This window comes from Azospirillum tabaci, assembly GCF_014596085.1.
Classification (GTDB): Bacteria; Pseudomonadota; Alphaproteobacteria; order Azospirillales; family Azospirillaceae; genus Azospirillum; species Azospirillum tabaci.
This window is the reverse complement of record NZ_JACCJY010000004.1, coordinates 220913-233270: the sequence shown is the minus strand read 5'-3', so window position 1 is coordinate 233270 and position 12358 is coordinate 220913. Positions and strand designations below refer to the sequence as shown.

Sequence of the window (12358 nt, the reverse complement as noted above, 5' to 3'; positions counted from 1 at the left end):
CCGACTGGAGTTGATGACGTGCCATCGTCACGATCCATCAACGAACCACGGCCCGCTTTATTCCAGCGATTCCGCTCAGCGTTCCACAAAAGCCTTTTCGATCACGTAATGACCGGGTTCGCCGTTGTGGCCCATGGAGAAGCCCAGCTCGTTCATGATGCCGCTGGTCTCGTCCAGCATGGCCGGGCTGCCGCAGATCATCACCCGATCGACCTCGCGGTCGAAGGGGGCCAGCCCGACGTCCGAGAACAGCTTGCCGTTGCGGATCAGGTCGGTGATGCGGCCCTGGTTGCGGAAGGGCTCGCGCGTCACGGTCGGGTAATAGATCAGCTTCTGCTTCACGTCCTCGCCGAAGAACTCGTTCTCCGGCAGGACGCTGTTGATGATGTCGCCGTACGCCAGCTCGCCCACCGTACGCGTCGTGTGGGTCAGGATCACCTTGTCGAACCGGGCGTACATCTCCGGGTCTTTGATGATGCTGAGGAACGGGGCAAGGCCGGTGCCGGTGCTGAGAAGGTACAGGTTGCGGCCCGGCAGCAGGTTGTCGGTGACCAGCGTGCCCGTCGCCTTGCGGTTGACCAGCAGCGTGTCGCCTTCCTTCAGATGCTGGAGGCGCGAGGTCAGCGGGCCGTCCTGCACCTTGATCGAGAAGAACTCCAGCGTCTCCTCGTAGCTGGCGCTGACCAGGCTGTACGCGCGAAGCAGCGGCCGGCCGTTCACCTCCAGGCCGATCATGGTGAACTGTCCGGGATCGAAACGGAACGAGGGATCGCGCGTGGTGGTGAAGCTGAACAGCGTGTCCGTCCAGTGGTGAACGCGCAGGACGCGCTCATGAATCAGATTGCTCATGGAATCCGCAGGTCCGTTTCGGTGACCGGCATGCTGTGGCCGGTGTCGTTTCAGAAGCCAAGCCGTGCCGCATTGCAGCACATCTCTTTAACAATAAATTCGTCAACAGACCACTAATTTATACCAACAATTTTGTTGTGGCTTTTTGGTTACCACAAGACGATATCGCAAAATAAGCGGCCTTACTCTCCCGCCGGTGGGGCGAAGAGATAAGGCGACAAACCGCGCAGATTCTCATCGACAATCAGGCGGTGGTTCAGCGGCGGGAAGGCGCGCTGCGAGCAATCCAGCCGTGGACAGAGCCGGCAATTCACACCGATGGGCGTCGCCGCCTCGGTGTTTTCGAGATCCACACCATCCGCATAGGTGATCTGCGCCGCGTGCTGGAGATCGCAACCCAGCGCGATGGCGAATTGCTGCGGCGGGCTGCGGAAGCCGCCGCCGGCCTTCACCACCGTGCGGGCGATGGAGAAGTAGGTGGTGCCGTCGGGCATCTGGGCCAGCTGGCTGTGGATTTTTCCCGGCGTGCGGAAGGCCTCGTAGACGATCCAGCGGGCGCAGCCGCCGCCAAAACGGGCCAGATGGAAGCCGGCCCCGGAAAAGCGCTTGGACACGTTGCCGGCGCTGTCCACCCGCATCAGGAAGAAGGGAACGCCCTTTGCCCCCGGACGCTGCAGAGTGGTCAGCCGCTGGCAGACCTGCTCGAACGAGGCGTCGAACCGGCGCCGCAATATTTCGATGTCGTATCGAACCTGATTGGCCGCCTCCCAGAAGCGGGCGTAGGGCATCAGCACGGCCGCCGCGAAATAGTTGGCCAGCCCGATGCGGGCCAAGCGCCGCGCCTCGTCCCCCGTCAGGCCCGACGAGTCGACAATGTGGTTCAGCAGGTCGCGGTGGCGCAGCAGGGCGATCTGGCAGGCGAGCTGGAAGTTGCGCCCGGACGGCGCCAGCATCTCCGACAGCAGGATGCGCCGCCCGTGCCGGTCGAACCGGCGGACCGCATAGCCCATGATGTCGGAGGGCAGCAGCCGGACCCGGACGCTGTGGTTGTTCAGCAGATAGTCGGTCAGGCCCCGGTAGAGGTCACCCTTCTCCAGCCGGCCCTCCTGCCACAGCTCCTCCGCCGCCGCCTCCAGCTCGGCGAAGTGGTTGGAATGGGCCTGGAAGAGGTCGCGCACCTCGTCCTGCGGGAAGGAGGAGGTCTGGACCAGATGCAGCTTCTCGCGGTCGGCGACCCGTTCCGACAGGGTCTGCAGGTCGTCACGGCTGGTGCGGAAGGCGCGGTAGAGCGCCACCACCGCCTGCCCAAGCGTCGGGGCGACCGCCGCCAGTTCGCGGAAGTCCTGGTTCTTGATGTCGGAGCCGTCGAACAGCGGGTCGGCGAAGACCTCGCGCAGGCCGGCGACGAGGCGGCTTTCCTCGTCCTCCGCGAAGCTCTGCAGGTCCACCCCGAAATTCTGGCCCAGCTTCAGCAGCAGCGGCACGGTGACCGGGCGCTGGTTGTGCTCGATCAGGTTCAAATAGCTGGGGGAGATGCCCAGCTGCTCGGCCATTTGGGCCTGGGTCAGCCCGTGGTCGCGGCGCAGCCGACGCACCTTCGGACCCAGCATCGCCTTCTTGTCCATGACCACCCGAACTCCAGCTGAGCTGATTTACAATATTTACTGATTTACAGAACTTTTCCGACGGCAGTTTACAAACAGACCCTTTTACAAACAAGGGCATGTTGCAAGGCAGCGAAGGCCGTTTTAGTTGTTTTGTCAGGGCAGCGCTCAAAAGCAGCGCAACGGTGACGAAAAGAAGGAAAACGACCATGTCGCTCGATGAAAAGACCAAGGCCGCTCTCCGCGCCGCGCGCTTCGAAGGCATCAAGCGCGATTACACCCAGGACGACGTGAAGCGCCTCAGCGGCTCGGTCAAGATCGAGTACACGCTGGCGGAACTGGGCGCGCAGCGCCTGTGGGAACTGCTGAACACCGAGCCGTACATCAACACGCTGGGCGCCCTGACCGGCAACCAGGCGATGCAGGCGGTGAAGGCCGGCCTGAAGGCCATCTACCTGTCGGGCTGGCAGGTCGCCGGCGACGCCAACCTGGCCGGCCAAATGTACCCGGACCAGAGCCTGTACCCGGCCAACTCGGTGCCAGCGGTGGTCGAGCGCATCAACAACACCTTCAAGCGCGCCGACGAGATCCAGACCGCCGAGGGCAAGGGCGACACCTACTGGTTCGCGCCGATCATCGCGGATGCCGAGGCCGGCTTCGGCGGCCCGCTGAACGTCTTCGAGCTGATGAAGGCGATGATCAAGGCCGGCGCCGCGGGCGTCCACTTCGAGGACCAGCTCGCGTCGGAGAAGAAGTGCGGCCATCTCGGCGGCAAGGTGCTGATCCCCACGCAGCAGCACATCCGCACGCTGAACGCCGCCCGTCTGGCCGCCGACACCATGGGCACCTCGACGATCGTGCTCTGCCGCACCGACGCGGAGTCGGCGCAGCTCATCACCTCGGACGTCGATGAGCGCGACCATCCCTTCATCGACTTCGACGCCGGCCGCACCTCGGAGGGCTTCTTCCGCCTGAAGAAGGGCACGGGTGTCGACCACTGCATCGCCCGCGGCCTGTCCTACGCCCCCTACTCCGACCTGCTGTGGTGGGAGACCTCCCGTCCGAACCTGGAGGAGGCCAAGCGCTTCGCCGAGGCGATCCGCAAGGAGTTCCCGAACAAGCTGCTGGCCTACAACTGCTCGCCGAGCTTCAACTGGAAGGCCAACCTGGACGAGGCGGACATCGCCAAGTTCCAGCGCGAGATCGGCGCCATGGGCTACAAGTTCCAGTTCGTGACGCTGGCCGGCTTCCACAGCCTGAACTACTCGGCCTTCAAGCTGGCCAAGGGCTACGCGGCGCGCGGCATGGCCGCCTACTCGGAGCTTCAGGAGGCGGAATTCGCGGCGGAGGCCGAAGGCTACACCGCGACCAAGCACCAGCGCGAGGTCGGCACCGGCTACTTCGACGCGGTCGCCACGGCGATCTCGGGCGGCCAGTCCTCCACCACCGCCTACAAGGACTCCACCGAGGCCGATCAGTTCCATTGATCCAACAGCAGGGCGCGCCCGGTGCCATCCGCCGGACGCGCCCGCCTCGAACGAGACAGCACTTTGCCCCCGCAAAGTGTGAAAGGGTCATACGGCCGCCCATCGCGGCAGCCTCCCCGGCTCGGGCCGTATGACCGGTTTGCGCCGATCCTCGGACGGTTGGCTTCGGCCCGCCGTCCCGGTGACCGGTGGTTCCCGATCCGGTGTGCGAGCCGGATCTCTTCGAACGGCTGACGCTATTGACTTCGAACGGCCGGGGGCGACCCCCGGCCGTTTTTTTGCGCCCCCTCCTTGTCACAGCCGCGCCATGACGGCATGGCTGACCTGCGCCACCCCAACCGTCATACTCGGGAAATCGTGATTAAGTCTTGAGCGCGACCGCGAAATTGCCGCGTCGGTTGCCCTGCCCTGCGGTGGGGAAGCTGCGTTGCAGTGCGGAATAAGCCATTGACTTGGGACCTCGTTGCCGCCACTTGTGTTCCATGCTCACCACAAACCGATCAGGGGCGTGACCGCCCCCCCGCCGGACCTCACGTGACGAGGGCCGGCTGCGGGTCCCATCGCCGCGCAAGACCTTGCGCGGCGTGCGCCGTTTCTTTTCCCCGACGGCGCATTCCTCGGTGATGGCCCGCGCACACTGGTTGAACGATGAAAGGACAAGACAGTATGGATCAACCCCTCGCAGGAAAGAGCATTGCCATTCTCGTCGCCAACGGCTTTGAGGAACTGGAGATGACGGAGCCGCAACGGGCTCTCCTCAAGACCGGCGCTACTCTTCGTACGATTTCGCCCGAGCAGGGTCTGGTGAACGGCTGGCACGGCAAGTCCTGGGGCCATTACTTCCCGGTGGACAAGCAGGTCGGCGAGGTTCTGGGTGCCGACTATGACATGCTGCTGCTGCCGGGTGGCGAGCGCAGCGTCACCAAGCTCCAGCAGAGCGCCCACACCCGCCGCATCGTCGGCCATTTCCTGGACGCCGGCAAGCCGATCGCCGCGATCGACCAGGGCATCCAGCTCCTGGCCATCCCGGGCAAGCTGAAGGGCCGCACGCTGGCCGCCCCCGAGGCCGTCCGCGCCGATCTGGAAGCCGCCGGCGGCAAGATCAGCGACGAGGCCCTGGTGGTGGACAACGTGACCATCACGGCGCTGGGCCATGACGAGTTGGCCGCCTTCGTCGAGCAGGTCGTCAAGGTCTTCTCCGAGGCCGCCGCTGTCCGCAAGGCCGCCTGAGGCCAAGCCAGCGCGCCTCGACAGGCTGCCCGTCTTTCCTGCGGGTTTCGTCTTGTGAGTTCACGGCCGCCGCGCTTCCAGCGCGCGCGGCCGTTGCGCGTTTTGGGGTGCGCGTTTTGGGGGTCGTTTCCGGCTTTCAGAGGCGTTGCATCGCCCCGCCGACCCGGCAGGGCGGGAAGGTCAGGCGCACGGTCGTCCCCGCCCCGACCCGGCTGTCGATGTGGAAGGTGCCGCCGTGCAGCGCGATGAGCGCGCGGGTCAGCGGCAGCCCCAGGCCGGAGCCGCGCTCCGCCGTCCGGTCGCGGCCCTGGTTGTGGCCCTGGTTTCGGCCATGGACCTGCCCGAAGGCGTCCAGCGCCACCGGTATTTGTTCGGGCCGCATGCCGATGCCGTTGTCGGCGACGGTCAGCGCGATGCCGCCGTCCTCCGTCCGCTCCGCCCGCACCCGCACGCACCCGTCCTTGGGCGGCGAGAATTTGATGGCGTTGCCGATCAGGTTGGTCAGCATCTGGCGGATCTGCGAGGCGTCGGCGTGCAGGCTCGGCAGATCGTCGGGAATCTCCATGCACAGCGCCACCGCCGCCTCGCGCGCCCGCGGCTGCATCATGCCGAAGGTCAGGTCGACCAGCAGGGAAAGGCTGCAGGCCTCCTCGTGCAGGTCCATCCGCCCCGCCTCGATCCGCGCGAGGTCGAGAAGGTTGTTGATGAGGTCCAGCATGTAGACGCCGGCCGCCGCGATCTGCCCGGCGTAGTCGCGGTAGCGCGGGTTGTTCGGCCCCATCATCTCGTCATGGATGATCTGGGCGAAGCCGAGCACGGCGTTCAACGGCGTGCGCAGCTCGTGGCTCAGATGGTGGACGTAATCGGACTTGCGCTGGTTGGCCTGTTCGGCCTCGTCGCGGGCGGCGCTCAGCTCGGCCTCGCGGGCTTTGAGGTCGGTGATGTCGGCGCGGATGCCGACGGTGCCGCCCTCGTAGGTCCGCCATTCCTCAATGCGAATCCAGCGCCCGTCGTGGAGTTGCATCTCCATGGGCGGGCCGGCGCTGCGGTGCTGCTCGATGCGCCGCGCGATCCAGCCCTCCAGATCGCCGTGCGGCACCCGATAGACGCCCCGCTCGACCCCGCCGCGCAACACCTCCTCGAAGCTGGCACCCGGCGTGATGAGGTCGGTGTTGGCGGAGAACAACTCCCGGTAACGTCCGTTGCACAGCACCAACCGGTCCTGGGCGTCGTACAGCACGAAGCCCTCGGTGATGCATTCGATGGCGTCGGACAGCAGGTGATGGGCGCGCCGGGCCGCGCCTTCCGCCTCCACCCGCTCCGTGACGTTGCGGATGCTGCACATCACGCGGTCGCTGTCAGGCAGCGCGACCAGCCGCGCCTCGAAGAATTTGATGGCCCCCGCCTGACCAGGAGGCGGCGGCAGGGAGAAGTCCAGGCCGATGACCGTCTGCCCCTCGTTCAGCCGGCCGAGCGCCGCAGCCAGCATCCCGGCGGCAGGATCGGGCAGCACCTCCTGCACCCGGTGCGCCAGGAAGCGCTCGGCGGGCACGTTCAGGTCGCCGGGGCTGGCGGCGGCGAAGTCGAGGATGGTGCCGTCGCGCAGCAGTTCGAAGCGGATGTCGGGATAGGCGTAGGACAGCGCGATGAGCTGCTCGTTCAGCCGCATCATCTCCTGCCGGGCGCCGCTGTCGGCGGGGGCTTCAGCCAGGACCAGCCCACTCGGACGCGGCGCCGGAACCAGCCGGAGATCCACCTCAAACGGCAAAGTCAGGGGGGCGTGGATGGTCGCCCGCGCTTCCACCGTCCGCCCCGCTGCGGCCTGCTGGAGTGCAGCGGGGAATCGGCTGGACAGGGTGACCCGGACGGCGGCGGCAGGCGCGTCGCGCTCCAAGCCGCTCAGCGCGCGGGCGGCAGCGTTCAGCCAAAAGGTCAGGCCATCGGGATGGAGCAGCCACAGCGGCGTGGCGAGCGCGTCCAGCCACGCCAGTCCAGCCACATCCTCCCGAGCCATGTCCAAACCAGCCTTATCCAGCCCGGCTTTGTCCAGCCCGGAAGGCACCGCATCAGAGTGCGGGGCGACGGGCAAGGCGTTGGTCATGAGCGGCAACATGGCAGGTAGTGCATAGCGGACATGCTATCAGAGCAAGGCAGGGCGTGAACAGAGCCAGGGCAATCGTCCGAACCGTCTATTTCCGCTCCAACCGCGGAAATGGAACGGAGGCGCAGCGGATCTGCCTTTCGCACCGCAAGAAACCATGGCGGCGGCGCTGACAGCGGCGCCCATCCGTGCATAAATCCATAGCGCTCACCAGAGACATCGCTGCCGATCCACCCCTTCGGAGGACTCCCATGGCGGACGACATCCCTCAAAACGGCCCTCAGGACATCCCGCAGGACGGCCAAATCCGTGACAAGCTGATCGCCACCAAGGAGCAATGGGCGCGGGAGGGCCGGGGCCTGACCGGGGAGACCGCCGACCCGTCGCGCGACCGCCTGCCGCCGGGCCAGCGCTTGGTGGAGACTTGGCCGGTGCTCGATCTCGGCATCCTGCCGCGGGTGAGCGAGGCGAACTGGACCCTGGCGGTGGACGGGCTGGTCGACAACCCCGTCACCTGGACCTGGAGCGATCTTCAGGCTCAACCGCGGGAGCGCGTCGTCTCCGACATCCATTGCGTCACCACCTGGTCGCGCTACGACAACCAATGGGACGGGGTGTCCACGCGGCATCTGCTGTCGGTCGTCCAGCCGCGGCCGGAGGCGCGCTTCGTCCTCTGCCACTCCTCGGACGGCTACACCACCAACCTGCCGCTGGAGGCCTTCGCGGCGGAGGACGCGCTGCTCGCCACCGGCTGGGAGGGCCAGCCGATCAGCCGCGACCATGGCGGCCCCGTCCGAGTCGTCGTGCCGAAGCTCTATTTCTGGAAGAGCGCCAAATGGGTGAAGCGAATCGAGTTTCTGGCGGAGGATCGCCGCGGCTATTGGGAGGTCCGCGGTTATCACAATGACGCCGACCCCTGGCGGGAAGAACGCTACAGCGAGTAACCCGCAAAGGCGCTTGCCATTCCGGTCCAGAAACAATCCCGGCAACAATCGGCGCAAAGGGATGGCCGGTTAACGGACAAGTTTTGGCCGGACCAGTCCATGGCGCGACTTCGTAAAATCGTGACGTCTTTCGTCCGATTTGCGCCAGATCATTCCCCTGTTCCGCAATGCTGACGTAGCCGTACGGAGGTCGGGCGACTCACATTCGGACGCAAGGGATTAACCAATGACAGTGGACTCGGTCACGATTGCCCTGGTGGGCAGCGGTGGCGCCGGCGCGATGACCGCCGGACAGATGCTGCTGGATGCCGCCGCCAACGTGGGATGGTACGGATTGATGTCGCGGTCGACCGGCCCGCAGATCCGTGGTGGCGAGGCCGCCGCCCTCGTTCGCCTGTCGCCGACACCCGTTCATGGTCCGGGGGACCGTTTCGACATCATCATCGCCTTCGACTGGCAGAATGTGGAGCGCTTCGCGGCCGAGCTTCCCCTGTCGGAGAAGAGCGTCATCATCACCGACCCCAGCCAGGGCGAGGTGCCCGCGGTCCTGGCCGCCAGCGGCGCCAAACAGGTCGAGCTGCCGATCAAGGAACTGGCCGGGCGCATCCCCGGCGGGCGCGTCAACATGGTGGGCCTGGGCGCCGTCATGGCGATCGTCGGCCTGCCGCGCGCCGGGATCGACGCGGTGATCCAGAAGGCGCTGGGCAAGAAGGGCGACGCCGCCATCCAGGCGTCCAACGCCGGCATCGACGCCGGGTCCAAGGAGGCCGCCGGCTGGAACCTCGGCCTGGAGCTGGCCGCCCCCAACAAGGACGGCGCCGTCCGCTGGAACATCTCCGGCAACGAGGCCGCCGGGCTGGGCGCGCTGAAGGGCGGGGTGAAGTTCTGCGCCGCCTACCCGATCACCCCCGCCACCGAGATCCTGGAATGGCTGGCCCCCAACCTTGCCAAGACCGGCGGCAAGCTGGTCCAGGCGGAGGATGAGCTGGCCTCCATCGCCATGTGCCTGGGCGCCTCCTTCAGCGGCGTGCCTTCGATCACCGCGACCGCCGGCCCCGGCCTGTCGCTGATGACCGAATGCATCGGCCTGGGTGTGGCCTCCGAAACCCCGGTGGTGATCGTCGACGTGCAGCGCGGCGGCCCCTCCACCGGCATCCCGACCAAGTCCGAACAGTCCGACCTGAACATCGCCGTCTACGGCCTGCACGGCGACGCCCCGCATCTGGTGGTTGGCCCGACCTCCATCGCCGACTGCCTGTTCACCACCCAGTGGGCGGTGCATCTGGCCGAGGCGCTGCAGACCCCGGCCATCGTGCTGTCCGACCAGGCGATGGGCCAGTCCCGCGCCATCGTCGACAAGCCGGCCGACGCCCCCCACAAGGCCAACCGGCTGCTCGCCACCGACCTCGGCGGCGAGGGCAAGTACAAGCGCTACGCCAACACCGAATCGGGCGTCTCCCCCGCCGCCATCCCCGGCATGCCGGGTGGCGAGCACACCGCCGACGGTCTGGAGCATGCGGAGAACGCCCTGCCCTCCTCGCAGGCGTCCGATCACCAGAAGCAGCTCGACAAGCGGCTGCGCAAGCTGACCAGCTACGACTACGGCGACGCCTGGGCCGACGTCGAGGGCGAGGGCGAGATCGCCGTCGTCACCTGGGGCTCCGCCACCGGCCCGTCGCGCGAGGCGGTGCGCCGGCTGGAGGCCGCCGGCACCAAGGCCCGGCTGGTCGCCATCCGCCTGATCTCCCCGGTCCAGCCGGCCAAGCTGGCCGCGGCGCTGGAGGGCGTCACCAAGGTCCTGGTCGTCGAGCAGACGCACGGCGCCCAGTTCCACAAGTTCCTGCGTGGGCATTACGACCTGCCGGGCGCGGTGTCGGTGTTCAGCCGCCCCGGCCCGTTGCCGATCCGCGCCCGCGAGGTGCACGAGACGCTTCTTTCCCTGATCTGACCGGCCGGAGCACGAAATCCATGGATACCCATCTGACCGACGATGTCGTGGGCCCGCTGCCCGGCGACTACAAATCCGACGTGAAGCCCATCTGGTGCCCCGGCTGCGGCGACTATTCCGTGCTGGCCGGCATCACCCGCGCCATGGCGACCATGGGGCTGGAGCGCCACGACACTGTCGTGGTGTCGGGCATCGGCTGCTCGTCGCGCATCCCCGCCTACACCAGCGTCTACGGCTACCACACGGTGCACGGCCGCTCGCTGGCCGTGGCGTCCGGCGTGAAGCTGGCCCGGCCGGAGCTGAACGTGCTGATCTTCGGCGGCGACGGCGACGGCTTCTCGATCGGCGGCAACCACTTCCTGCACGCCTGCCGCCGCAACGTCGACATGACCTACATCGTCATGGACAACCAGGTCTACGGCATGACCAAGGGCCAGGCTTCGCCGACCACCGAGGCGGACTGGTGCGAATCGAAGCTGACCCCGGAAGGGCCGGGCGTCAACCCGATCCAGCCGGTCGCGCTGGCTCTGGCCTGCGGCGCGAACTTCGTCGCCCGCGGCTTCTCCAACAACCCGAACGAGGTCGCGCGCCTGATCGTGGAGGGCGTGCGGCACCCCGGCTTCTCGGTCATCCACATCCTGTCCCCCTGCGTCACCTTCCGCCCCGAGCAGCGCAATTGGAAGAGCACGGTCCATCCCTACGGCCGCGAGCCGACGGACGACCCGAACGAGGCGATGCGCGCCGTCCTTGAGGACGACGGGTTCGGCCTCGGCATCTTCCTCGCCGGCAACCGCCGTCCGTTCCAGCCGGAATCGGCGGCCACCCGCAGCATCGCCCAGATCGAAGAGGGGTTCGCGGTATGAAGACGAAAGTGCTGAACGGGGCCGCCAACGTCGGCCTGTTCCTCGCCCACGCGCTGGCGCTGGAGATCGAGGCGGCGGAGCGCTACACCGAGCTGGCCGACAGCATGGAGGCCCACAACAATGTGGAGGTCGCCAAGCTGTTCCGCGATCTGGCCACCTATTCGGGCAAGCACGCCGAGGAGGTGAAGCAGATCGCCCGGGAGCACGGCCCGCTGCCCAAGGTCGCCCCCTGGGAGTTCCAGTGGGACGCCACCACCGAGTCCCCGGAGTCCGCGGCCTTCGAGAACGCCCATTACCTGATGAAGCCGCACCACGCGCTGAAGATGGCGCTGCTGAGCGAGCATCAGGGCAACAACTACTACGCCTCGGTCGCCGCCGAGACGAAGGACCCGGAGGTCGCCCGCCTCGCCCGCGAGTTCGCGGAGGAGGAGGCCGGCCACGTCGCCCTGGTCCGCAAATGGCTGGAGCGCTACCCGGCCCCGAAGGACGACTGGTCGGACGATCCAGACCCGCCCAACATTTCCGACTGAAACGATTGGGCAAAAGGCCTTTAGGATTGAGACCGGACGCTACCGGATGGTAAGGACGGGACGGCCCAGCGCCGTCCCGTTTCCTTTTGGCCTTTGGTAATGACCACCGGAATCCCCGACACCGCGCCCGCCGTCCTCGTCCAGTCCCCCTGCGTCAGCGTGTGCAAGCTGACTGCCGACCGCGCCTATTGCATCGGCTGCCTGCGCACTCTGGAGGAAATCCGCGGCTGGAAGCACATGGACGCCGGTCAGAAGCGCGCCCTGCTGGCCGATCTGGAAAACCGGCGGGCCGCCGCCGCGGAGTGACCGTTCCTCGATCGGTGTCTTTCGTCAGGCCGCGGCGCCGCGCAGCAGGGTCATGCGGTCGCGGTCGGCGCGGATGCGGTCGAGATGCTGCACCGCCACCGCAGTGATCGGCAGGGGCAGTTCCTTGGCCAGCGCCTCCTCATAGGCGCGGACGCATTCGCCCTCGCCGCGCTGCACCTCGGCCAGGATCGCCTCGCGGTCCTGGCCCAGCACGTTGTTCTTGAGTTCCAGGAAGAAGCGGTGCGCGCCGCCCATCACGGTGCCGCCCATGTCCGGCGCCCCGCCCTGTTCGGCGACGAGGCGCTGCACCTCGCGCACGATGGCGCCGCGCTGGGCCGCCAGATCGTTGAACAGGGCCTTCAGATCCTCGTCTTCCAAGGCTCCCGCAGCCTGGCGGTAGGCTTCGTGGCTGTCCTCGACGATGCGGATCAGATCGTTGAGGGTGTCGACGATCTGGTCTTTTCCCATCATGGCCGGTTCATTTGCCGACATGGCC

At 66.9% G+C, this 12358-nt stretch carries 11 protein-coding genes; 7 read left to right on the top strand and 4 right to left on the bottom strand.

All coding sequences use genetic code 11. The annotated features are described in order from the left end of the window. Window positions 1-75 precede the first annotated feature (75 nt). Entirely contained in the window at window positions 76-849 is a 774-nt protein-coding gene (locus H0B54_RS07920; protein WP_103040096.1) for a ferredoxin--NADP reductase, read from the bottom strand. Between the two features lie 182 nt (window positions 850-1031). Beyond that, complete coding sequence (locus H0B54_RS07915) at window positions 1032-2474, bottom strand: helix-turn-helix domain-containing protein (RefSeq protein WP_188259886.1); 1443 nt, start codon at window positions 2472-2474, stop codon at window positions 1032-1034. A gap of 188 nt (window positions 2475-2662) precedes the next feature. On the opposite strand from H0B54_RS07915, the gene aceA reads away from it, so the two are divergent. Then, window positions 2663-3940 carry an isocitrate lyase gene (gene aceA / locus H0B54_RS07910; protein WP_094301284.1) on the top strand — a complete coding sequence of 426 codons (1278 nt, stop codon included), beginning with the start codon at window positions 2663-2665 and terminating at the stop codon, window positions 3938-3940. Window positions 3941-4606: 666 nt separating this feature from the next. Further along, window positions 4607-5170, top strand: coding sequence for a DJ-1/PfpI family protein (locus H0B54_RS07905; protein ID WP_188259885.1), 564 nt, complete (start codon window positions 4607-4609; stop codon window positions 5168-5170). 136 nt (window positions 5171-5306) lie between these two features. On the opposite strand, the gene H0B54_RS07900 is transcribed toward H0B54_RS07905, so the two are convergent. Then, window positions 5307-7184: a sensor histidine kinase gene (locus H0B54_RS07900; RefSeq protein ID WP_188259884.1), complete on the bottom strand. Its 1878-nt coding sequence runs from the start codon at window positions 7182-7184 to the stop codon at window positions 5307-5309. Window positions 7185-7522: 338 nt separating this feature from the next. Between H0B54_RS07900 and H0B54_RS07895 the strand changes: the two genes are divergently transcribed. The 5 genes from H0B54_RS07895 (at window position 7523) to H0B54_RS07875 (ending at window position 11862) form a co-directional block, all read left to right on the top strand. Continuing rightward, a complete protein-coding gene (locus H0B54_RS07895) occupies window positions 7523-8215 on the top strand; it encodes a sulfite oxidase-like oxidoreductase (protein ID WP_188259883.1) in 693 nt (230 codons plus the stop codon). 226 nt (window positions 8216-8441) lie between these two features. Further along, on the top strand, window positions 8442-10163 hold the full coding sequence (locus H0B54_RS07890) for a 2-oxoacid:acceptor oxidoreductase subunit alpha (protein WP_188259882.1): 1722 nt from the start codon (window positions 8442-8444) through the stop codon (window positions 10161-10163). A 20-nt stretch (window positions 10164-10183) separates the two neighbouring features. Then, window positions 10184-11026 (top strand): 2-oxoacid:ferredoxin oxidoreductase subunit beta, encoded by an 843-nt coding sequence (locus H0B54_RS07885; protein ID WP_014239059.1) that lies wholly within the window; start codon window positions 10184-10186, stop codon window positions 11024-11026. Then, the gene (locus H0B54_RS07880) at window positions 11023-11556 is read left to right on the top strand and encodes a ferritin-like domain-containing protein (RefSeq protein WP_188259881.1); all 534 of its coding nucleotides are present in this window, start codon (window positions 11023-11025) and stop codon (window positions 11554-11556) included. Before H0B54_RS07885 ends, H0B54_RS07880 begins: the two co-directional genes overlap by 4 nt. A 99-nt stretch (window positions 11557-11655) precedes the next feature. After that, window positions 11656-11862, top strand: coding sequence for a DUF1289 domain-containing protein (locus H0B54_RS07875; protein ID WP_188259880.1), 207 nt, complete (start codon window positions 11656-11658; stop codon window positions 11860-11862). A gap of 24 nt (window positions 11863-11886) precedes the next feature. On the opposite strand, the gene H0B54_RS07870 is transcribed toward H0B54_RS07875, so the two are convergent. Continuing rightward, window positions 11887-12333, bottom strand: a complete 447-nt coding sequence (locus H0B54_RS07870) for a PA2169 family four-helix-bundle protein (RefSeq protein ID WP_246472398.1) — start codon at window positions 12331-12333, stop codon at window positions 11887-11889. Between the last annotated feature and the right edge of the window lie 25 nt (window positions 12334-12358).